This is a genomic window from Pseudomonas sp. RIT-PI-q, from assembly GCF_001297125.1.
GTDB lineage: Bacteria > Pseudomonadota > Gammaproteobacteria > Pseudomonadales > Pseudomonadaceae > Aquipseudomonas.
Genome location: NZ_LHPC01000029.1, coordinates 95,779 through 120,229 on the forward strand (window position 1 = coordinate 95,779; position 24,451 = coordinate 120,229).

Annotated in this window: 23 protein-coding genes; 12 read left to right on the forward strand and 11 right to left on the reverse strand. The window is 60.6% G+C overall.

The annotated features are described in order from the left end of the window. Nucleotides 1–13 precede the first annotated feature (13 nt). From AEQ67_RS36520 to AEQ67_RS16025, 5 genes are all read left to right on the forward strand, one after another. A complete protein-coding gene (locus AEQ67_RS36520; protein ID WP_269084736.1) occupies nt 14–241 on the forward strand; it encodes an SDR family NAD(P)-dependent oxidoreductase in 228 nt (75 codons plus the stop codon). Between the two features lie 10 nt (nt 242–251). Further along, complete coding sequence (locus AEQ67_RS16010; protein WP_059404808.1) at nt 252–1,058, forward strand: enoyl-CoA hydratase/isomerase family protein; 807 nt, start codon at nt 252–254, stop codon at nt 1,056–1,058. Between the two features lie 9 nt (nt 1,059–1,067). After that, complete coding sequence (locus AEQ67_RS16015; RefSeq protein ID WP_059404809.1) at nt 1,068–2,279, forward strand: CaiB/BaiF CoA transferase family protein; 1,212 nt, start codon at nt 1,068–1,070, stop codon at nt 2,277–2,279. A gap of 316 nt (nt 2,280–2,595) precedes the next feature. Further along, nucleotides 2,596–3,717: an RHS repeat-associated core domain-containing protein gene (locus tag AEQ67_RS33870; RefSeq protein WP_082377864.1), complete on the forward strand. Its 1,122-nt coding sequence runs from the start codon at nt 2,596–2,598 to the stop codon at nt 3,715–3,717. A gap of 200 nt (nt 3,718–3,917) precedes the next feature. Continuing rightward, a complete protein-coding gene (locus AEQ67_RS16025) occupies nt 3,918–4,838 on the forward strand; it encodes a LysR substrate-binding domain-containing protein (RefSeq protein WP_059404811.1) in 921 nt (306 codons plus the stop codon). Here the strand turns inward: AEQ67_RS16025 and AEQ67_RS16030 are convergent. The 4 genes from AEQ67_RS16030 to AEQ67_RS16045 form a co-directional block, all read right to left on the reverse strand. Continuing rightward, entirely contained in the window at nt 4,759–5,355 is a 597-nt protein-coding gene (locus AEQ67_RS16030; protein WP_059404812.1) for a DinB family protein, read from the reverse strand. The two genes, AEQ67_RS16025 and AEQ67_RS16030, sit on opposite strands and share 80 nt — an antisense overlap. Before the next feature lie 245 nt (nt 5,356–5,600). Next, nucleotides 5,601–6,710, reverse strand: coding sequence for an NAD(P)/FAD-dependent oxidoreductase (locus AEQ67_RS16035; protein ID WP_059404863.1), 1,110 nt, complete (start codon nt 6,708–6,710; stop codon nt 5,601–5,603). Nucleotides 6,711–6,726: 16 nt separating this feature from the next. Next, nucleotides 6,727–8,040, reverse strand: coding sequence for an MFS transporter (locus AEQ67_RS16040; protein ID WP_059404813.1), 1,314 nt, complete (start codon nt 8,038–8,040; stop codon nt 6,727–6,729). 271 nt (nt 8,041–8,311) lie between these two features. After that, entirely contained in the window at nt 8,312–9,100 is a 789-nt protein-coding gene (locus tag AEQ67_RS16045; protein ID WP_059404814.1) for an SDR family oxidoreductase, read from the reverse strand. 154 nt (nt 9,101–9,254) lie between these two features. Here AEQ67_RS16045 and AEQ67_RS16050 point away from each other — a divergent pair, with 154 nt between their 5' ends. The 3 genes from AEQ67_RS16050 (at nt 9,255) to AEQ67_RS16060 (ending at nt 11,917) form a co-directional block, all read left to right on the forward strand. After that, a complete protein-coding gene (locus AEQ67_RS16050; RefSeq protein ID WP_059404815.1) occupies nt 9,255–10,418 on the forward strand; it encodes an iron-containing alcohol dehydrogenase in 1,164 nt (387 codons plus the stop codon). A gap of 31 nt (nt 10,419–10,449) precedes the next feature. After that, the gene (locus AEQ67_RS16055) at nt 10,450–10,764 is read left to right on the forward strand and encodes an NIPSNAP family protein (protein WP_059404816.1); all 315 of its coding nucleotides are present in this window, start codon (nt 10,450–10,452) and stop codon (nt 10,762–10,764) included. 169 nt (nt 10,765–10,933) lie between these two features. After that, the gene (locus tag AEQ67_RS16060) at nt 10,934–11,917 is read left to right on the forward strand and encodes a cyclase family protein (protein ID WP_059404817.1); all 984 of its coding nucleotides are present in this window, start codon (nt 10,934–10,936) and stop codon (nt 11,915–11,917) included. On the opposite strand, the gene AEQ67_RS16065 is transcribed toward AEQ67_RS16060, so the two are convergent. Together AEQ67_RS16065 and AEQ67_RS16070 are read right to left on the reverse strand one after the other, a co-directional pair. Then, on the reverse strand, nt 11,910–12,839 hold the full coding sequence (locus AEQ67_RS16065; RefSeq protein ID WP_059404818.1) for a LysR family transcriptional regulator: 930 nt from the start codon (nt 12,837–12,839) through the stop codon (nt 11,910–11,912). The two genes, AEQ67_RS16060 and AEQ67_RS16065, sit on opposite strands and share 8 nt — an antisense overlap. 236 nt (nt 12,840–13,075) lie before the next feature. Beyond that, entirely contained in the window at nt 13,076–14,284 is a 1,209-nt protein-coding gene (locus AEQ67_RS16070) for an NAD(P)/FAD-dependent oxidoreductase (protein WP_059404819.1), read from the reverse strand. A 191-nt stretch (nt 14,285–14,475) separates the two neighbouring features. Here AEQ67_RS16070 and AEQ67_RS16075 point away from each other — a divergent pair, with 191 nt between their 5' ends. Further along, the gene (locus AEQ67_RS16075; protein ID WP_059404820.1) at nt 14,476–15,495 is read left to right on the forward strand and encodes a GlxA family transcriptional regulator; all 1,020 of its coding nucleotides are present in this window, start codon (nt 14,476–14,478) and stop codon (nt 15,493–15,495) included. Between the two features lie 823 nt (nt 15,496–16,318). Here AEQ67_RS16075 and AEQ67_RS16080 read toward each other — a convergent pair. The 5 genes from AEQ67_RS16080 to AEQ67_RS16100 form a co-directional block, all read right to left on the reverse strand. Continuing rightward, a complete protein-coding gene (locus AEQ67_RS16080) occupies nt 16,319–16,966 on the reverse strand; it encodes an amino acid ABC transporter permease (protein WP_059404821.1) in 648 nt (215 codons plus the stop codon). 1 nt (nt 16,967) lies between these two features. Beyond that, the gene (locus AEQ67_RS16085; protein ID WP_059404822.1) at nt 16,968–17,648 is read right to left on the reverse strand and encodes an amino acid ABC transporter permease; all 681 of its coding nucleotides are present in this window, start codon (nt 17,646–17,648) and stop codon (nt 16,968–16,970) included. Between the two features lie 3 nt (nt 17,649–17,651). Further along, entirely contained in the window at nt 17,652–18,428 is a 777-nt protein-coding gene (locus tag AEQ67_RS16090; RefSeq protein WP_059404823.1) for an amino acid ABC transporter ATP-binding protein, read from the reverse strand. A 32-nt stretch (nt 18,429–18,460) separates the two neighbouring features. Then, nucleotides 18,461–19,426, reverse strand: a complete 966-nt coding sequence (locus AEQ67_RS16095) for an ABC transporter substrate-binding protein (RefSeq protein WP_059404824.1) — start codon at nt 19,424–19,426, stop codon at nt 18,461–18,463. Nucleotides 19,427–19,510: 84 nt separating this feature from the next. After that, nucleotides 19,511–20,944, reverse strand: a complete 1,434-nt coding sequence (locus AEQ67_RS16100; RefSeq protein WP_082377866.1) for an amino acid permease — start codon at nt 20,942–20,944, stop codon at nt 19,511–19,513. 349 nt (nt 20,945–21,293) lie between these two features. Here AEQ67_RS16100 and AEQ67_RS16105 point away from each other — a divergent pair, with 349 nt between their 5' ends. Genes AEQ67_RS16105 through AEQ67_RS16115 form a run of 3 tightly spaced genes read left to right on the forward strand, consistent with a single transcriptional unit; the run spans nt 21,294 to nt 24,340 of the window. After that, the gene (locus AEQ67_RS16105) at nt 21,294–22,712 is read left to right on the forward strand and encodes an aminotransferase-like domain-containing protein (RefSeq protein ID WP_059404825.1); all 1,419 of its coding nucleotides are present in this window, start codon (nt 21,294–21,296) and stop codon (nt 22,710–22,712) included. Nucleotides 22,713–22,716: 4 nt separating this feature from the next. Continuing rightward, entirely contained in the window at nt 22,717–23,961 is a 1,245-nt protein-coding gene (locus AEQ67_RS16110; RefSeq protein WP_059404826.1) for an NAD(P)/FAD-dependent oxidoreductase, read from the forward strand. 28 nt (nt 23,962–23,989) lie between these two features. Then, nucleotides 23,990–24,340 (forward strand): RidA family protein, encoded by a 351-nt coding sequence (locus AEQ67_RS16115; RefSeq protein WP_059404827.1) that lies wholly within the window; start codon nt 23,990–23,992, stop codon nt 24,338–24,340. The last annotated feature ends 111 nt before the right edge of the window (nt 24,341–24,451 follow it).

The following is a 24,451-nucleotide window of genomic DNA, read 5'->3' on the forward strand; positions in this document are numbered from 1 at the left end:
CGCGGCCAAAGGCATTACCGTCAATGCCATCGCGCCCGGCATCGTCGACACGCCGCTGTTCCAGAGTTTCGCCCCCGAAGTACAGGCAAAACTCAAGGATACCGTGCCGGTGAAACGCATCGGCACCCCGGATGATATCGCCAATGCCGTCGAGTTTTTCCTCACCCCGGCCAGCAGCTACGTCACCGGGCAAACCCTGTATGTCTGTGGCGGACGCAGTCTGTCCTCGGCCAGTGTGTGAGGTGAATGCCATGTCCGTCACCTTCGAAACACACGGCGCCGTGGCGCTGATCACCCTCGACCGTCCGCAAGCGCTGAACGCCCTGGACCTGGATTCGTTGCAGGCCCTGCGCGGCCATCTGCTGGAAGTGCGCGACCGTCGGGAACTGCGCGCGGCCGTGATCACGGGTAGCGGCGAACGGGCGTTCTGCGTCGGCGCCGATCTGAAGAGCACACGGGACTCGAACGCCTCCTACGCCGAGGCGCTGTTTCTGGCCAATGAGGCGGCGGCAGACGCCGGGCTCTACATCCGCCAGATGGACCTCACCGACCTCGACCTGCACAAGCCATTGATCGCTGCGATCAATGGCCATTGCCTCGGCGGCGGACTGGAACTGGCGTTGCAGTGCGACCTGCGCGTTGCCAGCGACAGCGCCACGTTCGGCTTGCCGGAAGCGCTGGTCGGTTCGATCCCGGCGGTCAGCGGTTTGCATCGTTTGATGCGCGCCGTGCCGCCCGCCCACGCCCTGCAAATGGCCCTGACCGGGGCGCGCATTAATGCGACGCAAGCCCAGGCCATCGGTTTGATTTCGGAGCGTCTGGACAACCGCGAAGCCCTGCTGCAACGGGCGCTGGCGCTGGCCGAACAGATTGCCCGCCAGGCGCCGCTGGCGATCCAGGCCCTGCAAACCCTGGCCCGCAGCACCGCGCACCTGAGCGACCGCGATGCCCAACGCCTGACCGAACTGTATTGGGGCGTGCTGCGCGACACCGAGGACCGTATCGAAGGTCGCCAGGCATTTGCCGAAAAACGCGCGCCGAATTACACCGGCCGCTAGGAGGCGAACATGTTACGCAAGGCATTGGACGGTCTGACCGTCCTCGATTTCACCCAGATCGCCGCCGGCCCCACGGCCACCATGCTGATGGCCGACATGGGCGCGCGGGTGATCAAGGTCGAACCCCACGAAGGCGAGCTGGGCCGCACCCTCGGCCCGGCCTGGGTCGGCGATGATAGCGCGCTGTATCACGCGTTCAACCGCGGAAAACTGGGCTTGAGCCTGGACCTGAAACACCCGGACAGCGCGGCGGTGATCAAGCGTCTGGTGTTGCAGGCTGATGTGCTGGTGGAAAGCATGCGCCCTGGCGTCATGGCGCGGCTCGGGTTGGGTTACGAGGCGTTGGCGGAACTGAAACCGGACCTTATTTATTGCTCGATTTCCGCTTACGGCCAACAAGGTCCGTACGCTGATCGGGCCGGTGTCGACGGCATTCTGCAAGCCGATTCCGGCCTGATGAGCCTGATCGGCACGCCGGGCTCGGCACCGTCGAAGGTGCAGGCGCCGGTGGTCGATGTGGTCACCGGCTACATGGCGTGCATGGCGGTGTTGGCCAAATTGCACGCCCGGGATAAGGACGGCTTGGGCGGCCACCTCGCTGTCAGCCTGATGAACTCGGCACTGGCGCTGCAACAAGCGTCGCTGGCCAGTTTCCTCTGCGACGGCAAACTGCCGACCCGCATCGGCAGCGCCGCGCCCTACTCCGCGCCCAATGAAGCTTTTGAAGCGGCGGATGGCTGGCTGATGGTCGCCGCGTACAACGGCAATCGCTGGCCAGCCTTGTGCGGTGTGCTCGGGCACCCGGAATGGATCGACGACCCGCGCTTCACCAGTTCGGCGCAGCGCGTGGTGCACCGTGAAGCCATGTGTGCGGCGCTGACCGACGTCTTCCTCACCCGCCCCACCGCGCATTGGCTGCAAGTGCTGCGCGAGGCCGACATCCTCTGCTCCAAGGTCAGCGACTACAACGATGTGCTGGCCCACCCGCAGATCGCCAGCAACGGCATGCTGGTGGATCTGCACCACCCGCAGCACGGCGCGGTGCGGGTGCCAGGGTTCCCGATCAACAGCCTGGAAGCGGCGCAAACGCCTTATGCACCGGCGCCGGAGAAGGGTGAACACTCGTGCGCGGTGTTGCGGGAGTTTGCGTTTTCCGAGGATGAGATTGAGGCATTGCTGGCGTCTGATGCCATGCGTTGCCCAGAGGAGGCACTGAGCTGACAGCGATTCCTTGTGGGAGCGGGCTTGCCCGCGAAAGCGGTGGGTCAGGCAGCATTTGTGGCGACTGACACGCCCTCTTCGCGAGCAAGCCCGCTCCCACAGTGGATTGATGTGTCGTACACAGCATGTGTGTTCGCAGAAAATCCCCTGTGGGAGCGAGCCTGCTCGCGATGGCTTATTCAAGGCCGACATCGCGGCCTGAAGTTCCGATCCATCCGCCCTCCGAAACGCTCAGGACTATCAGTTCTGATAGTACCCAACTTTCGCTGCGTCGCAGATACTCGAGTTCCCAGATCTTTAAAGGCCGGAGAGCACGATGTCTTCCACACCATCAACCTTGCTCTGCCACTATCGCTATGACCCTCTGGATCGCCTGATCAATCACACCCGAGCAGACGCGCCCACGCAGCAGCGCTTCTACTGTAAAAGTCGTTTGGCCACCGAGATACAGGGGGCGACGCGGCAATCGATCCTCCAGCACGGCGATCTATTGCTCGCGCAACAACAGCGACTGGGTGATGAAGTGAGCGCCACTTTGCTGGCCACCGATCTGCAGCGTTCGGTATTGCAAACACTGGAGAAAAACAATCAGCGACAGGCCATCGCTTATTCCCCCTATGGCCACCGTCGCGCCGAAAGCGGCTTGACCCGTCTGCTGGGCTTCAACGGCGAACGGCCGGATCCGGTGACTGGGCATTATTTGCTGGGAAATGGTTATCGGGCGTTTAATCCGGTGCTGATGCGGTTTAATAGCTCAGACAGTTGGAGCCCGCTTGGCAAAGGAGGATTGAATTCGTATGCGTATTGTTCAGGTGATCCAATAAATTCAAGCGACCCAAACGGTCACATAAAAACTGCACATCCACGTATCACCTCCACCTCAAAGGTTATAACCATTACTCACGGCACGTCGACATCGACCGACACATTAAGACCAGGAATATCTAGACAACAAGGGGAGGCGGCCGCATTGCAATTATATGAAATAAGCACCTCATTAGATCGGGAGCCTTTTAAGGACGTTTTCTACAACGAAGCCCTGAACACTGAAAGACTCAGCGTCAACAATCAAACAAACTCAAACTTGCAAAAATTAGCCATAAAAACCATACAATCGAATTCCATTCCTACAGATACACTTCCAAGCCGATTAAAGAACCTCGCAAACCATGTCGTCCCACTTAATGATCGCTATACTGTTCTAGAGTACATTAATGCCAGCCGACACGACATGACTTTTGAACTTCAGAGTAGTTACTCAGAAACGGCTCTACAAAATGCTACATGGGGAATTTTCGATGCATCAATACCGTCATCACTGCATCCAACAAGAGAAGCCGCCATAAAATTTTTAAACGAAACCCATTCGATTCGACACCCAAACCAAGACAGACTACAAAATGAAATACATCATATACGACGTATTCATTTTATCTGACACCTTGATAACCACATAAAACACCTGCTTGCAAATTATCCAATATCATTGTGCGAACATCTAATCCAGACCACATCTAAATTTACGTTTAAATAGGATAAGACCAATGTATTGAGAAATGACCTTGTTCGATCTGTTAACCGCACGCTCCGGGTTTGGTGCTTTACTAAATAGATTCCGCCCATGTGAGCACCCCCACCATGAACCGCAACGACCTGCGCCGCGTGGACATGAACCTGCTGGTGATTTTCGAAACGCTGATGTTCGAAAAGAACCTGACCCGGGCCGGGGAGAAGCTGTTTCTCGGCCAGCCGGCCGTCAGTGCCGCATTGGCGCGGTTGCGCGATTTGTTTGATGACCCGCTGCTGGTGCGTAACGGTCGGGTGCTGGAGCCGACTCAACGGGCGTTGACGATCCTTCAGGAGTTGAAGCCGGCGATGGACACCATCTCCGGTGCGGTCAGCCGGGCCAAGGATTTCGACCCGTCGACCAGCCGCGATGTGTTTCGCATCGGTTTGTCCGACGACGCCGAGTTCGGTCTGTTTCCGCCACTGCTCAAGCAGATACGTGAAGAGGCGCAGAACGTCGTGGTGGTGGTGCGGCGGGTGGAGTTCCTGCTGGTGTCGGCGCTGCTCGCCCCCGGGGGGGGTTCCGTAGGGGTCAGCTACACCCCGGAATTGCCGGCCAACGCCAAGCGCAAGAAGCTGCGTGATCTGAGCGTGAAGATCCTGCGTGGCGATGACCGTCCCGGCGCGCTGACCCTGGATGATTATTGCGAGCGTCCTCACGCCCTGGTGTCGTTTTCCGGGGATTTGACCGGTGCCATCGACACCGACCTGGCGCGTATCGGCCGCTCACGCCGGGTGGTGCTGGCGGTGCCGCAGTTCGCCGGTCTGCGCGCGTTGATCGCGGGCACCGACATGCTGGCCACCGTGCCGGATTACGCCGCTTGCGCGCTGATCGAAGGCAGCAGCCAGCTGCGCGCCGACGACCCGCCGTTTGACATCGTGTTGTCCGAACTGTCCATGGTCTGGAACGGGGTCAACGATAACGATCCGGCAGAACGTTGGTTGCGCTCGCGAATTGCCCAACACATGTCGGCGCCGCTGCCGGGGCACTGATGGATTGGAAAGACGCAGGGTCGCACTCGCGCAAGTACACCGGCAGGTCAGTGACCGGTGGCATGACCGGAATTTCGAAATACCTCTGGACCACCCAGCCACGGTGATAGCTGGCGTGGTTGACCACATGCATCAACATGGCTCCGGCGCTCATGCTGCCGCTTTCGCCCGAGACAAAACTGAACTCCACGGGTGTATCCAGCGACTCGTCGGACTGCCGGGCGCTCCAGTCGCAGTACCAGTGATCGATGTCCTTTTGCGCCAAGCGCAAATTCGCGAGTTCGGCATGCAGCAAATCGTGTGACGTCTTGAAGCCGTGCCCTCGGCCTTCGAGGTGGGCTTGCCAAATGCAGTCCACCACATAGATGTGGTTCAGGGTGCCGATCATGTTCTTGAACACCGAGACCCGTTCCTTGTTGACCTCACCCGGCGGTAACGCGGCCAGGCTGTCAAAGAGCCGTTGGTTGGCCCAGCGCTTGTAATCGGCAAGCATGCAGGCAGTTTTTACGTTGATCATCAGAGGTCTCCCATTGTGATGGGCGCACTGCCAAGCATAGCCCTCACTGAGACCAGCATCGCAGACACTGATTACCGGTCACCTCGCCACACCGCGACCGGTATGTAGCAGCTGTCGAGCTTGCGAGGCTGCGTTCGGCGGCGAAGCCGTCGTAAACCCTTCGCACGCTGTTTGTCTGACACACCGCGGTGAATGGATTAGCGACGGCTTCGCCGCCGAACGCAGCCTCGCGGGCTCGGCAGCTGCTACAAAGAACGTAGTGTTTTCACTACCCGTTCGGCCAGTGCCAGGCAGCTGGTCAGGCCCGGTGATTCGATGCCGAACAGGTTCACCAGCCCCGGCACGCCATGCTCGGCCGGGCCGCTGATGATGAAGTCGGCGGCCGGTTCTGTCGGTGCGGTGATTTTCGGGCGGATTCCGCTGTAGGCCGGTTGCAGGCTGTGATCGGGCAATCCCGGCCAGTAACGCCGGATCGCCTGATAAAACCCCTCGGACCTGCGCGGATCGACGCGGTAGTCGATATGGTCGACCCATTCAACGTCCGGCCCGAAACGCGCCTGGCCGCCCAGGTCGAGGGTCATGTGCACGCCGAGCCCGGCACTTTCCGGCGCCGGATACACCAGGTGCCGAAACGGCGCCCGGCCGCTGAAGCTGAAATAGCTGCCCTTGCACAAACGGGCCTTGGGCACATGCTCCGAGGGCAGGCCAGCGATGCGGCTCGCCACCTCGGGCGCGGACAATCCCGCGCAATTGATCAACTCACGGCAGCTCAACGTCATCGGTTGCGCACCGCCCATGTGCAGCTCGAAACCGTGCTCGGTACAACGGGCCGACACCAGCGGCGTGTGAAAGGCAATCGAGGCGCCACTGGCCTCGGCATCGGCCTGGAGCGCGAGCATCAGCGCATGGGAATCGACAATGCCAGTGGACGGCGACCACAGCGCGGCGACGCAAGACAAAGCCGGCTCCCGCTCCCGCGCCTGCTCGGCATCCAGCCAGTGCAGATCGTCGACGCCATTGCGCCGCCCCTGCTCCAGCAACCGGCGTAACGCCGCGCACTGCACCTCATCGGTGGCCACGATCAGCTTGCCGAGCCGCTGATAATCGACGCCGTGCTCATCGCAGAAGGCGTAAAGGCGTTGCTTGCCCTCCACGCACAACTGCGCCTTGAGGCTGCCGCTCGGGTAATAAATGCCGGCGTGGATCACTTCCGAATTGCGCGAACTGATCCCCGTGCCAAGGCCCTCGCCCGCCTCGACCAGCACCACTTCCCGACCACTCAAGGCCAAAGCCCTGGCCACCGCCAGCCCGACCACACCGGCCCCGACCACCACACATTGGATATCGACGCTCACTTGCCCTCCGCTCATGTCACGCCAACCCTCGCTCCCGATAATCGATCAGGCTGGAGAATATCGCCAGCAACAGGGCCATGACCACGAAGAAAATCAGCACCAGGAAATACGAGCCGGTGAATTGCACAATCAGCCCGATCAGGATCGGCACGATCACACCCGCCATGTTTCCGCAGAAGTTCATGGTGCCGGCCAGCACGCCGGTTTTCGAGGTGCCGCCAAGGATCGACGGAATGCACCAGTACATGCCGCACCAGCGAATGAAAAACATCGCCACGCAGAGCAGGCCGATCGCTTTGCTGGCCTCGCTCGCATACGCCACCGCCAGCATGCACACCGCCGCGATCAGCGCCGAGCCGCTGAACATGCTGCGCATCACCAGGTTGGGCGAGGCGCCGCTGGACTTCCATTTATCCCCCAGATAACCGCCGACCAGTTCACCGACGAAACCGCACATGAAGATCAGGAAGGTCGCCCCGCCCATGCTCGAAATGTTCAGGCCGTGAGTCTGGTGCAGGTAGCTCGGCATCCAGGTCAGCAAGCCGTAGAACACGCTGAGGATGCAGCAGTAACCGGCGAACATCGCCAGTACCGAACGGTCCTTGAGCAGCACTTTGAGGGGGATGCTGGTCACTGCGCCAGGTTGACTGATCTTGGTATTGCCTTCGGTGATGTGCGCCAGTTCCGCGGCGTTGACGCCGGGATGTTCGCTGGGGTGGTTGCGGATGTATTTCCAGGCCAGCACCCCGGCGAGCATGGTGCCGATACCGGCGATCACAAAAGCAATGCGCCACGAGTCGAACCAACCGATCAGCCCGGCAATGATGATCGCGCCGAAGGCACTGCCCAGCGGTGCGCCGCCGTCGACCAGCACCGCGCCACGCCCGCGTTCGTTAGGGGTCAGCCAGGCGCCGTTGAGCTTGGCCCCGGCCGGCATGATCGGCGATTCGGCGATGCCCAGGCCCATGCGCGTAATCAGCAGCGTGATCCAGTTGTGCGCACCGGCAGCCAACGCCTGGAAAGCGCCCCAGGCGACCGTCGCGACAACAATCACACGGCGAGTCTGGAACCGGTCCAGCAGCATGCCACCGGGAATCTGCATCAACGCGTACGACCAGAAAAACGCGCTGAGCATCAGGCCTTCAAGGGCCGGCGGTATCTGGAATTCACTTGAGATCAGCGGCAAGGCCACCGACAACGAGGCGCGGTCGATGTAGTTGATGGCGGTCAGCAGCAACATGATGAGGAAGATTCGCCATCGCACGCTGGTGGGACGCATCGTTGCGGACGCGGCTGCCAACGGCAGGCTTTCGGCACTCGGATTGTTCATGAGGGGCGCTCTTTATTGTTGTGGATACAAGCGGCCCAATGTCGGCAATCAACACGCAGAACCTGTAGGAGCGAGGCTTGCCCGCGAAGAACGATAACGCGGTGTAGCAGGCAGATTTGCGGTGCTCCTTTCGCGGGCGAGCCTCGCTCCTACAGGTTTTGTATTTTGACTGACTGGCACTGGGCAAGCGGCTCCACTCTAATCACGCACCCGACAGCTGAATAATGAGGGGATCTGATTGGGGGATCACCGAACGTCATCCCCCAAATGATCAGAACGTACCGGGGTAGCTGCCGCCGTCCAGCAACAGGTTTTGCCCGGTGAGGAAACCGGCGTGGGCGCTGCAGATGAACGCACAATAGGCACCGAACTCATCGGGCTGGCCGAAGCGCTGGGCCGGAACGTTTTTGCGCCGTTGGGCGCTGATGCTTTCAACGCTGGCGCCATTGGCTTCGGCGGCGGCACTCAGGGTCTTGTGCAAACGCTCGGTCTCGAACGGGCCTGGCAGCAGATTGTTGATGGTCACGTTGTTCCCGGCCAGCCGCGACTGCCGCGCGAGCCCGGCGATGAAACCGGTCAGGCCGCTGCGGGCGCCGTTGGACAACCCCAGCACATCGATCGGCGCCTTCACCGCACCGGAAGTGATGTTGACCACGCGCCCGAAACCGCGCTCGGCCATGCCATCGACGCAGGCCTTGATCAGCTCGATCGGCGTCAGCATGTTGGCATCCAGCGCCTTCAACCAGTCCTCGCGCTGCCAGTCACGGAAGTCACCCGGCGGTGGGCCACCGGCGTTGTTGACCAGGATATCCACCTGCGGGCACGCCGCCAGAACCTGCTCGCGCACCGCCGGTTCACTGATGTCCCCGGCCACGGTGCGCACTTCGATGGTCGGCGCCAGGCTGCGCAACTCGGCGGCGGCGGCCTGCAAGGTTTCGTTGCCACGGGCATTGATCACCAGGTTCACGCCCTCCTTCGCCAAGGCTCGCGCACAGGCCAGACCCAGGCCCTTGCTGGCGGCGCAGACGATTGCCCAACGACCCGATATACCTAATTCCATGACGCTGCTCCTGTCAGTTTCAAAGGCCTAACGTTACCACCTCACACCCTCTGGCCGGGGATGACAAAGGGTGATCAGCGGATCAGGTCTTTTCATTATCGGCAGGCTCAGGCGCTTATTACTGTCTGGGGACCAATAAGAACCGGAGACACACATGAACCCGTTCCAGTTTTATTTCCCCACGACCTTGAAGAGCGGCAACGGCCTGGTGCGCCAGGCCGGTGCCTTGCTCAAGCCTCATGTTCGAAAAAAACTGCTGGTGGTGACCGATGAAGGGCTGATGGCGTCGGGCGTGATGGAAGGCTTCTTCGCCTCGCTCACGGAGAGTGAAATCAGTTACGAAGTGTTTTCCGGCGTCGAACCCAACCCCACCACCGACGTGCTGGAACGCGCTGTGACGTTCCTGAAAAACCACGACTGCGACTCGGTAATCGGTGTCGGTGGCGGCAGCAGCATCGACACGGCCAAGGGTGTCGCGGCGATGGCGACCAACCCCGGCAACATCCTCGACTACGAGGGCTACGACAAACTGCTGCACCCGCCTCTGCCGATTTTCGCTATTCCGACCACCTCAGGGACCGGCAGCGAATGCACCGCGTCCACGGTGTTCACCAACACCAAGACCTTGTTCAAGACCGTGATCATCAGCCCGGCCCTGTTTCCGAAACTGGCGATTCTCGATGCCGAATTGACCCTGAAATTACCGCCGTCGATCACCGCCGCCACGGGCATGGACGCGTTGACCCATGCCATCGAATCCTACGTCTCCAAGCAGGCCAACCCGGTCAGCCAGGCCTTGGCGCTGCAAGCGATCAAGATGATCTGCACCCACCTGCCGAAAGCCTTTTTCGCCGGCTCCGACCTGCACGCCCGGGAACAATTGCTGCTTGGGTCGTTCCTTGCCGGGGTCGCCTTCGCCCAATCGAAACTGGGCAACGTCCATGCGATCTCCCACACCTTTGGCGGCGTGTTCAACATTCCCCATGGCATCGCCAATGCGACGCTGTTGCCCTACGTCATCGAATTCAATCTGGCCGCCTGCCCGGAGCTGTTTCGCGAGATCGCCATCGCCATGGGCGAGAACGTCGATGGCCTGAGCCCGGCCCGCGCCGGGCACAAAGTGGTGGAGCACGTGGTGGCGCTGAACAAGGCCATCGGCATCCCCGACAACATCAAGGACCTGGGCGTGGACCTGGATTACATGCCGCAAATGGTCAGCGACTCCATGCGCAGCGGCAACGTGCTGGTCAACCCACGCCTGACCACCGCCACCGACATCGAACGGATCATCAGCAACGCTTACCACGGCGTTCATTGATTCAAGCCCCCTTTCCCAAGAGACAACTCCCATGTTTTACGAAATGCGCACCTACACGATCCAGATCGGAAAAATGCAGACCTACCTCAAGCACTTCGAGGAAACCGGCCTGCCGGTGATCTCCCGCTACACCACGCTGGTGGGCTGGTGGTACACCGAAATCGGCGAGTTGAACCAGGTGATCCATATCTGGGCCTACGAGAGCCTCGATGACCGGATCAAGAAACGCGCCGCGCTCTATCAAGACCCGGACTGGCTGGATGGCTTCGTGCCGAAAGCATTCCCGATGCTGGAGAAGATGGAATCGAAACTGTTGATCGCGGCGGATTTTTCGCCGATCAAATAAATCCCCGCATTGGACCGATACACACTGAAAAACCTGTGGGAGCGGGCTTGCCCGCGATGAGGCAGGGTCAGTCGACAGTGTTGTTGCCTGACACACCGCTATCGCGGGCAAGCCCGCTCCCACAGGGATTGCGCAGGCCTGCCAATCCACTTATTAACAGGACAACCTCATGTGCGACCACAATCCCAATAACACCGCCGCCGACCGTTCTCCCGACATCAAGGCCCTGCTCGAAGGCCTGCCAACCAACTGGGGCAAATGGGGGCCGGACGATGAAGTCGGCGCCCTGAATTACCTGCAAAGCGCAGAAATCCTCCGGGGCATCGCCTCGGTTCGCCAGGGCAAGACCTTCACCCTGCAAGTGCAGATCGGCCATCCAAAAGGCGAACCGCTTTGGCCCGGCCGACGCCCGTCGATGCGGGTCAACGTGCTGGACAAGGGCCACTTCCTGGCCGGCAAGACCCACTTCGACGGCCATGTGGAGTACGCCGACGACGTGATCTTCATGCACCTGCAAGGCTCGACCCAATACGATGCGCTGGGCCACGTCTGGCACGACAACAAACTGTGGAACGGCTACGACGCCATGAGCACCATCGGCAGCATGGACAAGGCCAGCATCCTGCCGATTGCCGAACGCGGGATTGTCGGCCGCGCGGTGCTGATCGACATGGCCCGCCATCGCGGCAAAGCCGTGCTGGACAAGGGTGAGACCTTTAATCACCTGGACCTGCTGGCCGCCGCGAAAGCCCAGGGCATCGAGATCGAGAAACGCGACATCCTGATCATCCGCACCGGCTGGATCGGCTCGTTCTACGAGCGCGAGCCGGAAGAGTTCTACAAGGATTTCGCCGAGCCGGGCCTGACCTTCAGCCGCGAGCTGGTGGAATGGTTCCACCAGATGGAAATTCCCAACCTGGTGACCGACACCATGGCCAACGAAGTGGCCGTCGACCCGAGCTCCGGCGTGATGATCCCGCTGCACAACGCCTTGATGCGCAACCTCGGTGTGACCTTTACCGAAGTGGCGCTGCTGGATGAGCTGGCCAGTGATTGTGCCGAAGACGGTCAGTGGCAGTTTCTTTACACCGCCGCGCCGCTGAAGATCGTCGGCGGCACGGGCGCACCGGTGAACCCGATCGTGATCAAGTAGTCAGGTCCTGCTTCAGCGCGTTGATCAGCAGGGTCGCCGCCGGGGACAAATCGGCGCCGGCCCGGCTGATCACGCCGAAAGGCTCGATCAACGCGCGCATCGACACCGGCAGCTTCACCAGCAAATCGAATTGCTCGCAAAACCCGGCGACTTCCGACGGGATCACGGCCAACAGGGTCGGGTCCTGTTGTACCAAAAGGATGGTGGCAAAGATCGACGAGGTTTCCAGCGGATAACGCGGGATTTGCAACCCGGCCTCGTTGAGCTCGTGCTCAAGTGCCTGGCGCATGGGCATGTCTTTGGGGTAGACCAGCCAACGGTAATCGCTCAACTGCGACAGCTGCACAGACTGGGCACGCGCCAGCGGGTGGTCTTTACTGGCGACGACCGCCAGGGGTTCTTCGCTCAATTCGATAAAGTCGTAGGCGTCCGAACGCTGGCCGACGCTGGTACGACAAATGGCCAGATCCAGGCGCCCTTGATCCAGTAAACCGAGCAAGGTGGCGCTGGTGTTTTCCACCAGTTCGACAGACAGCTGCGGCTGTTTGAGCCGCAGCTCCGTCAAGGCCCGCGTCAGCAATGGCACCGCGCCCATGATCACGCCCACCGAAAGCCGCCCGCCCTGGCCCTGCATGATGCTCAGCATTTCTTCGTGCAGGTGCTCGACATCGCTATGGATCAGCCGTGCGTAGCGAATCATGCAACGGCCCATTTCGTTGGCCACCAGGCCTTTGGGCTGACGTTCGAACAGCGGCATGCCGAGCAACGCCTCGACCTCATGCAAGGCCTTGGTGGCGCCGGACTGGGAAATCGAAATCTGCTCGGCAGCCTTGTGCAGGGAGCCGCGATCATCCAGTGCGATCAGCAGCCGCAGTTGTTTCAGGCGCAGGCGCGAGGCGATGCTGCCAAGGGTTGGAACCATATCCGTGTGTTCTCGGTTCAAGGAAAAAAACATGCAGGATACGCAACGCCTCGGCGGTCAAACAGGCGGCCGTGAGCAATTCATTTGTTCTGGATATTCACGAGTGTCGTTCGAGAAAAGGCATGGAATGTAGGAGCGAGCTTGCTCGCGAAGGACGTTAACGATAACGCGCTCTTGTTGACTGCGCGTTGCTATCACGTTTTTCGCGAGCGAGCTCGCTCCTACAGGGGGCGCTGTTAGCTGTAGGACTGCTCGGGATTGCCGGCGGCCAGCGCGTCGGCACGATTCGCCGCTGGCGGGTAGATCCACTGGGTGTTGATCATGCGCTTGCGCGCCTTGCCTTCGTCGTGGGTCAGCAGCACCTGGCGGTCCCAGCCTTCGGTGTACACCGCGCCCCACTCGCCCAGATCGAGGCAGGTGGCATAGAACGGCTGGCGGTATTCGAGGGTTGGCGCCCCGACCAGATCGGCCGCCACGTTATGCCCGGCGTAGCGCCCCATGAAGATCGCGTGCTGACAGGACATCAGCGCGTAATGACCTTCGTCATCGGTCAGCGCCAGGGCCACATCTCCCGCCGCGAAGACGTGATCCGTACCGACCACGCGCAAGTCTCCAGTCACTTCGACGCGACCCTGCCGGTCCAGCCGGGACGACACTTGCGAAGTCAGGCTGCTGGCGATCATGCCACCGGTCCAGATCACAGTTTTAGCGTTGATGCGCTTGCCGGCAGCAGTCAACACGCCGTTCTCGTCGATGGCGACGACACCCGAGCCGACCTGAAATCCGATGCCCATGGAGGCCAGCGCTTCAGTGATCATCGGCCGTGGGCTCGGGCCCAGATCCGGGCCGATTTCGTCCGCTCGCTCGACCACGATGATGTTGAACCGGGCATCCGCGCCATGGATGTTGCGCAGGCGTTCTGGCAACTCGGTGGCCACTTCCAGCCCGGTGAAACCACCTCCGACCACCACGATGGTGTTACGCGCCGCCGATTCGGGCAGGTTGACCAGTTCCGCCAGATGCCGGTCGAGTTTCACTGCGTCGGACAGTTGATCCACCGCAAAGGTGTTCTCCAGCAGGCCCGGCACCGGAGGACGGTTCAGTTTGCTGCCGCTGGTCAGCACCAGTCGGTCGTAGGGCACGTTGATGTGACGGCCATCGGATGTAAGCGCATGCACGAACCGCGCGTTGGAGGTGTCGATACGCTCGACCTCCGCTTCGATGAACTTGACGCCCGCCGCTTCCAGCAATGGCAGCAACGGCGCGCTCATTTCGTGGGGTGCGTGCTCATGCAGTCGCGGCCGGATGACGATTTCCGGCTTGGGGGAAATCAGGGTGATTTCGACGTCGGCGGTCTTGCCGTGGTTTTCCAGCACGCGTGCCGCGCCCAAGGCGCTCCACACGCCGGCGAAACCGGCGCCGACGATGAGTATTTTCTGGGACATGTTCTTACCTTCGTTATCGTTATGGAGGCAGACAGCGAGCGACTGTCTGGTGCAGCCAACGATCGATGGTAGGGTTGAACTTCGCCGGACCCAATGACATAAAACCCTGAATTCCTGCCAGCCGATCAGATGCGATCACGCTTATACCGTTTGCGAATTATGATTATTCCAACTCGCTGATACAGAACCCTATGAACGATATCGCCAGCACTCCTGACACCCCCGCACTTCAGCCGGAACCGCCGCGTCTGATCGTGTTTCTCGCCTACCCCGAATTGGGCCTGCTGGATTTGACCGGCGCGCAAACCGTGTTTTGGGCCGCCTCCAGGTACATGACCAGCAATCATTTGCCAGGGTATGAATTGCACACGGCGAGCCTGGCCGGAGGCTTGATCCACACCGCTGAGGGCCTGGCCGTCGATACCGTGCCGTTGAGCCGCTTCGCGGACCGATCGATCGATACGCTGATCGTGCCCGGGGCGCCGGATATTCTTCGGGCGATGGGCAATGCTCTGGACCTGGTCGCGTGGCTGGCAGAGGCCTCGACCAACGCCAGACGCACCGCCTCGGTGTGCAGCGGGACGTTCCTGCTGGCCCAGGCCGGATTACTCAAAGGCCGACGCGCCGCCACCCACTGGGCGATGTGCGACATGCTCAAGGAGCGTTACCCGTCGATTGAAGTCGACAGCGATGCGATTTTTGTCCAGCAGGGTTCGGTCTGGACATCGGCGGGTGTCAGTGCCGGCATCGATCTGGCTCTGGCACTGGTCGAAGAGGATTGTGGTCGTGAGGTAACGCTGCTGGTCGCGCGGGAAATGGTGGTGTTTCTCAAGCGTCCCGGTGGGCAGGCCCAGTACAGTCAATTGCTGAAATCGCAAACCAGCGAAGGTGCTGCGTTTGATGACCTGCATGTGTGGATCACGCAGAACCTGGCCGGCGAAAACCTATCGGTTGATGTGCTTGCGCAACAGGTGCAGATGAGCCCGCGAAATTTTGCGCGTGTGTACAAGCTCAAGACCGGGCGTACACCGGCCAAAGCGGTGGAGGTGCTGCGTGTGGAAGCCGCCCGGCGATTATTGGAGGACTCCGGGCGCAATATCGATCAAATTTCCCGGGAGTGTGGGTTTGGTGATGAGGAGCGGATGCGCTCGACCTTTCAACGCAATCTTGGGGTTTCGCCACGCGATTATCGCAACCGGTTTTCCCGTTGAATGATCCAATCTCACTGTGGGAGCGAGCCTGCTCGCGAAGGCGGCCTGATAGCCGACCATTCTCTTGCGGATGCACCAATCTCCTGTGGGAGCTGGCTTGCCTGCGATGACGGCCTCCGGGCCGGCCATTCTCTTTCAGGTGTACATATCCATTCCTGCGGCAACGGCGGCTATTGGTTACGCCCTTACGGCGTGTCACTTGGAAAAGCCCCAAGTAACCAAGGGCTTCTGCCCCTTTCGTTCGGGGCCTCGCTGTGGCTCGGCATGCCCTCGCTCCGGTCCTGCTCCGTGGGCCCGCCGCCATCGGCCATCCATGGCCGGGGGCGGCTAACCCGGCATCCTTGCCGGGTTACCCACTGCGCAGAACCTCCACTCGGCCTCACGATGGGGCGGTGCGTCAAAATCAAAAGCACGGCGGCCTGCGGGCCGGCCTGATTTCAAACATACGCATTCCCCCGTAGGAGCTGGCTTGCCAGCGAAGGACTCAAATGCGCCACATTTATCCTGTGTCAACGCGTTATCGTTAACGACCTTCGCGAGCAAGCTTGCTCCTACATTTGAATAGGGTGTACCTGTGAGAGATGGATTGGCTGTCAGGCCGTCTTCGTTGGCAAGCCAGGTGCGTCCCCCCGTAGGAGCTGGCTTGCCAGCGAAGGACTCAAATGCGCCACATTTATCCTGTGTCAACGCGTCATCGTTAACGACCTTCGCGAGCAAGCTTGCTCCTACATTTGAATGCGGTGTACCTGTGAGAGATGGGTTGGATGTCAGGCCGTCTTCGCTGGCAAGCCAGCTCCTACAGGGGGATGCAGGACACAGGCTTCTAGTGCCGCGTCCTACGCTCCAGCAACCGCACACCCAGCGACAACGGATAACACAACGCAAAATAAATCGCGCCAACCAGAATGTAGATCTCCAACGGCATGAAATACACCGAGCTTAAATCCTGCGCCCGCAACATCAAATCCGGCGCCGCGATCAGCGAAGCCACCGACGTGTCTTTCAACAAAGAGATCGCCACGTTACCAATCGGCGCCAGCACAATGCGAATCGCCTGAGGCAACACCACCCAACGCAACACCTTCAGATGCGGCATGCCAATCGCCTTCGCCGCTTCCACCTGCCCCTTGGGCACCGCCTCCAGCCCCGAGCGATAAATCTCCGACAGATACGCCGCCGCATTCAATCCCAACCCAATCATCGCCGCCTGAAACGAGCTGAACTGAACGCCGATTTCGGTCAGGCTGAAATACACGATGAACAACTGCACCAGCGCCGGAGTGCCACGAAACACCTCGATGTAGATCAACGCCGCCCGCCGCAGTGGCCGGCTCTTCGACAGTCGCGCCAGCGCCACCAGCAAACCGACGATCAAGCCAATCACCAGCGCGCCGAACGCCAACTGCAGCGTCGCCCAGGCGGCTGCCATCAACTCGACATGGGTTGCTTCCCACAGGTCGCCATAGCCCATATCAGTTCTCCTTGACCACTTTAAGACGACGTTCGGTACGCGCCGCCCAATGGGAAAGCACAAGACTCAAGACCAGGTAGATCATGGCCAACAGGAAGTAGATCAGGTTGGTCTGATAAGTTTCGCTGACCAGCATTTTTGCCTTGAACGTCAATTCCGGCACGGCCGCCGCCGACGCCAGCGAGGTGTCCTTGAGCAAGCCGATGGCGAAGTTGGCCATCCCCGGAATCGCCACCTTGAACGCCTGAGGCAGCACGATAATTCGCATCGCCAAAGACCGGGTCATGCCAATGGAAAACGCCGCTTCGCTCTGCCCGCGATCGATGGTGCGGATGCTCGAGCGAAACACCTCCGACAGAATCGCCGCACCGTTCAACCCGAAACCAATGATCGCCGCACCAATCGCCGGCAAGGTGATACCGATATAGGTCAAGCCGAAGTACAGAATGAACAGCTGCGTCAGGATCGGTATGTTGCGAAACACCTCCAGGTACACGCTGGCAATCAGGCTCAGCACGCGGCTGCGCGAGAGCCGCATCAGCGCCAGGCAAAACCCCAGCAGCGCCGCCACGATGAACGCCGCAAAGGTCAAGCCGACGGTGGTCAACGCACCGATGCCCAGCACATTCAAAAAGTACGGAAGCATGTCGATGGCTTTGTGCAGAGCAGTGGAATCGAACATCGATCAATGCTCCTGCACGGCGCGGATGAAGTTGCGGGTGCGTTCGATCTGGCTCTCGCGGAAGATCTGCCGCGGCGGGCCTTGTTCGACGATGTTGCCGTCGGCCATGAAGATCACCTGGTCGGAGACGCTTTCGGCGAAGTGCATTTCGTGGGTCACGATAATCATCGTCATGCCCTCCTCCGCCAGCTTGCGCATGACCGTCAGCACCTCGCCCACCAGTTCCGGGTCGAGCGCCGAAGTCGCTTCGTCGAACAGCATCAACTTGGGTTGCATCGCCAGCGCCCGGGCGATGGCGATGCGTTGCTGTTGCCCGCCCGAGAGCTGTTCCGGGAACGCGTCACGCTTGGCGAACATGCCGACCTTGTTCAGCAGGTCCTCGGCCAGTTCAACGGCTTCGGCGCGGCTGCGCTGCTGCACTTTGAGTGGCCCAAGGATGATGTTGTCCAGCACCGAGAGGTGCGGAAACAGGTTGAAGCGCTGGAACACCATGCCGATTTCGGTGCGCATCCGCGCCAGCTCCTTGTCACTCATGGGCACTTTGCGGGTGCCCACCAGGCGCTGGCCGATCAGTTCGTTATCGATGTAAATGTCGCCTTTGGTCGGTTCTTCCAGGTAATTGACGCAACGCAGCAAGGTGGTCTTGCCCGAGCCGCTGGGGCCGATGAGCGAGATCTTCTGGCCCTGCTGAACGTTGAGGTCGATGCCTTTGAGAACGTCCAGGCTGCCGAAGGACTTGTAGAGCCCTTCGATCCGCACCAGTGGAGTTGATTCAGCCATGAGCAATGTCCGTAAGTGGATGACACAACGACTCAGGCAAAAGCCTGACTGAAATCACGCGGCGGGTGTTCGAACGGGCCGATGAGGTTGCCCTTCTCATCGCGGTCCACGCCGATGCGCGGGTCCTTGGTCGGAGGCACGAGGTAGTCGGGGTTCTTGATCCCGTACTTGGCGAGGATCGGCCGGATCTGATCCGTGGCTTTGAGCCAGCGCAGCCCCTGGTTGATGCCATCGAACAAGTCCTGGTTCTGCGGATGCACGCCCCAGATCGCCTCGAATTTGGCGGTCAGGCTGGGGAATTTTTCATCGTAGGACATCGGGATCTGTTTGAGCTTGAGGCTCGGGTCCTGAAGGATCATGTAGTCGATGGTCGGGGCATCCAGCACGGCAAAATCCAGGCGCCCGGCGCGCACGTCTCGCAAGCAGGAGTCGGTGTTGTCGTAGAGTTTGACCTCCTTCACGCCCTCGATTTTCTTCATGTCCGGGATAGTGAAATAGCCGGTGATGGCGCCGATGGTGCGGCCCTTCACGTCGTTCACGGTGATGGTGTTATCGAACGGCTCGCTGTCGCGCATGATCACGTAGGCACCGGTGTAGAACACCGGGTCGGTCAGCAGCAGGATCTTCGAGCGCATCGGGTTCCAGGCGAAGTTGCCACCGAACCAGTCGGCGCGCCCCGACCTCACCGCTTCGACCACCGCAGGGAAGCCCATGGTCAGCACGTCGAGTTTGAGTTCGAGGCGATCGGCGATGATCTTCAGCAACTCCAGATCGGTGCCGACCGGTGTGCCTTCACGCAACGCGCCCAGAGGCATGTCGCCGAGGCAGGCCGCCGTCAGATAGCCCTCGCGCACGGTTTTGATCGGTTTCCCGGCCGCAAACGCGAAGGACATCGGGCCCATCGCGCTACTCACTATCGCCGCCAACGAGCCGTAGCCAGTCGCCTTGAGCAACCCGCGTCGAGAGAAACCCTGGGTATCAAACTTGAAGTCGGACATAGATCACCTATTGGCAAATTATTGTTTTGGACCGTGACAAGCCATACAACTCAACCGCCGTCCGTGGCTCGACTTCCCTGGGTTTCATGACCGTGTGGGTAAGCCCGCCAGAATGTCGATGGCGTTGACATGAGGCTTGTTGGCCTGCAGGCGTCGGCGCTTGAGCATCAGGTAAGCGGCGGATACCACGCCGAGACTGACGAGGCTGGCCAGGAACTGCGTACGCAAGGATTCCTGGAACGCCATGGCGACCAAAACACCCGCAATGACTGCCACCACAGCATAGGACAGCCAAGGGAACAGCCACATTTTCAGGGTCAGCCGGGCCGACGCTGTGGCCTCGACCTGGCGCCGAACCTTGATCTGCGCCAACGCCACGGCGAGGTAAACGAACAGCATCACCGCGCCGGAAGCGTTGACCAGAAACAGGAACACGCCTTCCGGAGAAATGATCGCCGCCATGATCGCGATGTAGCCGATCACACTGCTGAGCAGCACGGCAGCTCTCGGCACTTTGCGCCCGGTGAGAGTCGACAGTTTGGCCGGTGCATCGCCGCGCTGGCTGAGGCCGAACAAAATCCGCGAAGACACGTACAACCCGGAATTCAGTGCCGACAGAACGGCCACCAGCACCACGGCTTGCATGATCATCGCCGCGCCGGGGATGCGCATGACTTCAAGCGCCGCCACGAACGGCGAATGACCGGCGACGATCTGGCCCCAGGGCACCACGCAGACAATCAGGAAGATCGAGCCGACATAAAAGGTGATGACGCGGAAGATCACCGAACGGGTCATGTTCGCCACGTTCTTCGACGGATCGTCGGATTCAGCGGCGGCGATGGTCGCGATCTCCGCGCCGCCCACGGCGAAGATCACCGTCGGTACACCGGCCAGAATCGCACTCACGCCATAAGGCATGAAGCCGCGATCGTTCACCAGATTGCCCAACAGGTCGCTGGTGCTCGGGGCAAAGCCGAAGAGGTAAGCGCCGACCACGAAAATGAAGACGATGATCGCGAACACCTTTAATGAAGCGAACCAGTATTCGAATTCGCCGTAAGACTTCACGGACAGACAGTTGATGGCCGTCATGATCGCCAACAGGCTCAGACCGATCATCCACGCCGGCAACGGTATCCATTGCTGAAGGATGTTGGCGCCGACCACCGCTTCTACCGCCACCACGATCACCCAGAAGTACCAGTACAACCAGCCGCTGGTGAAGCCGACCCAATTGCCCAGGCCGATACGCGCGTATTCGGTAAAGGAGCCGACGCCAGGCAAGGCCACGGCCATTTCACCGAGCATGCGCATCACCAGCATCACCACGATGCCGGCAGCGAGATAACTCAGGAACGCCGCCGGGCCAATCGCCTGGATCGTTGCGCTACTGCCGACAAACAGGCCGGCGCCTATGATCCCGCCAAGGGAAATCATCGTGATATGGCGCTGGCGCAGGGCCCCGCTGAGGCGTTGTTGACCTGGTTTTGTCTCGGTTGGCTGGGCGTTGTTCATTGAATGACCTCCGCTGTGATGGATGGAGTCGATCGACCGGATAATTTCATCGAAGACTTTGCGCGAGGAGGACAACACACCGGATACTCTGTGCCGCCCGCTGACAGGCTGAACAGTCGGTGGTGCCGGTGCGCCGAGGGCGAACCCGGCTGGAACGTTTCGTTAGTCATGTGCGTACCCATTGGGCTGAGCATGGCAGCCATTTTCTTATTGTGTTGCATGACAAGCATTACAACTCACACACTAATCACGGTTATTTAGCTTGTCAATGGGCTTTGTATCGGATAAAAAGCAATGCAAATTTGCTTATTGTCTTGCTACAAGCATGACAAGCAGGGATAAAAGCACCATGAGTCAATTCGAACAACTGCTGGAAGAACTGAAAGCCAGCGCCGCTTTGCAGCGCGACAAGGCCGAGACCCTTTACGCGCAATTGGCTGATTCACTGGCTGAGGCGATTGGCAACGGCAAGCTCAAACCGGGCGAGCGTCTGCCGCCGCATCGCGAGTTCGCCAGTGCATTGGGGGTGAACATCACCACGGTGACCAAAGCCATGGCCGTGTTGCAGCAGAAAGGCCTGGTGGAAAGCCGTCCGGGGCGTGGCACGCAAGTCGCGCAGCCACGGCACCCGGCCGCGCAGTTTCAATCGGCGCCGAGCAATGATCCGGGCACTGTCGACCTGAGCGTCAATCGCCCGGCCACCGATGGTTTCAATCGGGTCCTGGCGCAATTGCTGCCGCGTCTTTCCAGCGACCCGCGCTTTGGCGACATGAAGGACTATCACCCGTCCGAAGGCCCGCTTTGGGCCCGTGAAGCCGCCGCGCAGTGGTTGCGCCACACCGGCGTGGAGGCCCAGGCCTCGCAGATGCTGATCGTCGAGGGCGCCCAACATGGCATTGCCAGCACCCTGCGCAGCCTGACCAACAGCGGCGATACCGTGCTGGCCGACAGCGTCACCTATCAAGGCATCAATGCCTTGTGCCGCTCACTGGGCCTGATCCTGATCGGGGTCGACGCCGACGCCCGTGGCATGTCCCCCGAGGCGTTGCGCCAGGCGTGTGCCGAACATCAGCCGCGGCTGTTGTTTCTGGTGCCGTCGATCCACAACCCGACCGCCATCACCCTGGATGCCGAGCGCCGCGAAGAATTGGCGGCGGTGATTCGTGAAACCAACCTGCTGGTCATCGAAGATGACGTCTACCGACCGCTGCTGGATAAATCGCCGCCCGCTTTCGCGGCGTTGATGCCGGAGCGCACGATTTACATTTCGGCCCTGTCCAAATGCATCGCACCGGGCTTGCGCATGGGCTTTGTCATGGCGCCGCCACCGCTGGTGCAAGACATCGCCGCCATGCAGCGCATCGATTGCTGGAGCACCTCGCCGCTGACCTCGTTGATCGCCACCCGGCTGATCGAAGACGGTCATGCCGACCAATTGGTCTCGGAACAACGCGAAGAACTGCGGATCCGCCAGGCGCTGCTCGCCACGCATCTCGAAGGCCTGGAATTCCAGCACAGCGCCACCGGCACCCATGCCTGGCTGGTGTTGCCGGAACCCTGGACCGGTTCGCGCTTCGCCCGTCTGTGCCATGACCGTGGCGTGGTGCTGCTCGCCGGGGGCGCCTTCACCTTGCGTCCGGAGCTCTCGCCGCAAGCGGTGCGCATCAACATCTCGGCTGCCCTGTCACGGGAGCAGTTGGTCAAAGCCTTGGGCGTCATCAGCCAATTGGCACGCCAGGGTCATCTCTATATGCACAACCGGATCTGAGGACATGACACAGCCAGTTCATTGCGAAGTCGCCGTTATCGGCGCAGGCGTTGTCGGGGTTGCCACGGCACTCTGGCTGCGCAAGCAGGGTTATCAGGTGTTATTGCTGGAGCGCGACGCGATTGCCTCGGGCGCGTCCTACGGTAATGCCGGCACCCTGGCGCCTTACGGCGTGATGCCGATTGCGCAGCCTTCTTTGCTGAAGGCCATTCCGTCGTTGCTGTTTTCGCCGGAGTCGCCCTTCGTCGTTAACTGGGCGCGCCTGCCTCGGCTGATGCCCTGGCTGCTGCGTTTTCTCAATGAATGTCGCGCGTCGCGTTGTGAAGCCAACACCCTGGCGCTGAGCAAAATACTCCAGCACACCTACAGCGGTTATGCGCCGTTGCTGGCTGATTGTCCGCAAGCCGATCAACATCTGCGTCACAACGGTTGCCTCTATGCCTACGGCACTGAACAAGGTTTTGCCGGCGCGCAGTCCGCCATCGAGTTGCGTCGTTCCCTGGGTATTGCGCAGCAGGTATTGAGTTCGGCAGAAGTCGAACGACTGGAACCGGCCCTCGCGGGTAAATCGGTGGCCGGTATTCTGTTTCCCGACTCATCCCACATGGACGACCCGCGTGCATTCATCGAAGCGCTGGCGGCGCCGCTGATCGCCGAGGGTGCGTTGCGTCAGGCGACGATCACGGGCGTACAACGCCAGCCTGACGGCCTGCAATTACTGAGTGCCGAAGGCCAGACTTATCGCGCGGACCGCGTCGTGCTGTGCGGCGGCGCCTGGTCTGCAGCGCTTGCACGCCAGGTCGGGGATCGCATCCCGCTGGATACCGAGCGCGGTTACCACATCGAATTCGACCTGCAAGACACCCTGCTCAACCGTCCGTGCTGCCCGGTGGAAAGCGCGTTCTACATGACGCCCATGGCCGGACGCCTGAGGGTCGCCGGCACGGTGGAGCTCGGTTCGATCAACGACCCAGCCAATCCAAAACGTTTTGACTATCTGGAACGCCACGTGCGCCGGGTCATGGGCCTGACCGAACCGGTTGCGCGCAAATGGCTGGGGTTCCGCCCTTCCTTGCCCGACTCGTTGCCGGTGATTGGCCCCTCACCGAACGAACCACGATTGATCTACGCCTTCGGCCACCAGCACCTGGGCTTGACCCTGGCGGGCGCAACCGGCCAGTTGGTCGCCGACTGCATCGCCGGCAAGACACCTCAATGGCTGGACAGTTTTTCCGTGCAACGCTTCTGAGCGGGGCCATTCCACAGGAGAGCAATTGATGCAAACAATCGAGCGCAAACACACCAACCAACGCATGAGCCAGATCGTCATCCACGGCAACACCGTGTACCTGGCCGGACAAGTCGGCGAATCCCGTCATAACGTCGCCGACCAGACCCGCGATGCTCTGGCACGGGTCGATGCCCTGCTCAAGGAAGCCGGTTCGACCCGGGAACAGCTGCTGCAAGCCACCATCTGGCTGGCTGACATGGCGGACTTCGAAGCGATGAATGCCGTGTGGGATGCCTGGATACCGGCAGGCCATGCCCCGGCCCGTGCCTGTGGCGAAGCGAAATTGGCTGATCCACGGTTGTTAGTCGAAGTGATTGTCTGCGCGGCAACAACCTAAAAAACCCGACACCCCACCGGCCTGGCGTCCCTCTGTAGGAGCTGGCTTGCCAGCGAAGGACGTTAACGATAACGCGTTTTAACAGGATAAAACGTGGCGCATGTGAGTCCT

Bases quoted from the DNA above. Each gene is read 5' to 3' on its own strand.
- AEQ67_RS16010 (WP_059404808.1), top strand. From the start codon at position 252: ATGTCCGTCACCTTCGAAACACACGGCGCCGTGGCGCTGATCACCCTC.
- AEQ67_RS16015 (WP_059404809.1), top strand. From the start codon at position 1,068: ATGTTACGCAAGGCATTGGACGGTCTGACCGTCCTCGATTTCACCCAG.
- AEQ67_RS33870 (WP_082377864.1), top strand. From the start codon at position 2,596: ATGTCTTCCACACCATCAACCTTGCTCTGCCACTATCGCTATGACCCT.
- AEQ67_RS16025 (WP_059404811.1), top strand. From the start codon at position 3,918: ATGAACCGCAACGACCTGCGCCGCGTGGACATGAACCTGCTGGTGATT.
- AEQ67_RS16030 (WP_059404812.1), bottom strand. From the start codon at position 5,355: ATGATCAACGTAAAAACTGCCTGCATGCTTGCCGATTACAAGCGCTGG.
- AEQ67_RS16040 (WP_059404813.1), bottom strand. From the start codon at position 8,040: ATGAACAATCCGAGTGCCGAAAGCCTGCCGTTGGCAGCCGCGTCCGCA.
- AEQ67_RS16045 (WP_059404814.1), bottom strand. From the start codon at position 9,100: ATGGAATTAGGTATATCGGGTCGTTGGGCAATCGTCTGCGCCGCCAGC.
- AEQ67_RS16050 (WP_059404815.1), top strand. From the start codon at position 9,255: ATGAACCCGTTCCAGTTTTATTTCCCCACGACCTTGAAGAGCGGCAAC.
- AEQ67_RS16055 (WP_059404816.1), top strand. From the start codon at position 10,450: ATGTTTTACGAAATGCGCACCTACACGATCCAGATCGGAAAAATGCAG.
- AEQ67_RS16060 (WP_059404817.1), top strand. From the start codon at position 10,934: ATGTGCGACCACAATCCCAATAACACCGCCGCCGACCGTTCTCCCGAC.
- AEQ67_RS16065 (WP_059404818.1), bottom strand. From the start codon at position 12,839: ATGGTTCCAACCCTTGGCAGCATCGCCTCGCGCCTGCGCCTGAAACAA.
- AEQ67_RS16070 (WP_059404819.1), bottom strand. From the start codon at position 14,284: ATGTCCCAGAAAATACTCATCGTCGGCGCCGGTTTCGCCGGCGTGTGG.
- AEQ67_RS16075 (WP_059404820.1), top strand. From the start codon at position 14,476: ATGAACGATATCGCCAGCACTCCTGACACCCCCGCACTTCAGCCGGAA.
- AEQ67_RS16080 (WP_059404821.1), bottom strand. From the start codon at position 16,966: ATGGGCTATGGCGACCTGTGGGAAGCAACCCATGTCGAGTTGATGGCA.
- AEQ67_RS16085 (WP_059404822.1), bottom strand. From the start codon at position 17,648: ATGTTCGATTCCACTGCTCTGCACAAAGCCATCGACATGCTTCCGTAC.
- AEQ67_RS16090 (WP_059404823.1), bottom strand. From the start codon at position 18,428: ATGGCTGAATCAACTCCACTGGTGCGGATCGAAGGGCTCTACAAGTCC.
- AEQ67_RS16095 (WP_059404824.1), bottom strand. From the start codon at position 19,426: ATGTCCGACTTCAAGTTTGATACCCAGGGTTTCTCTCGACGCGGGTTG.
- AEQ67_RS16100 (WP_082377866.1), bottom strand. From the start codon at position 20,944: ATGAACAACGCCCAGCCAACCGAGACAAAACCAGGTCAACAACGCCTC.
- AEQ67_RS16105 (WP_059404825.1), top strand. From the start codon at position 21,294: ATGAGTCAATTCGAACAACTGCTGGAAGAACTGAAAGCCAGCGCCGCT.
- AEQ67_RS16110 (WP_059404826.1), top strand. From the start codon at position 22,717: ATGACACAGCCAGTTCATTGCGAAGTCGCCGTTATCGGCGCAGGCGTT.
- AEQ67_RS16115 (WP_059404827.1), top strand. From the start codon at position 23,990: ATGCAAACAATCGAGCGCAAACACACCAACCAACGCATGAGCCAGATC.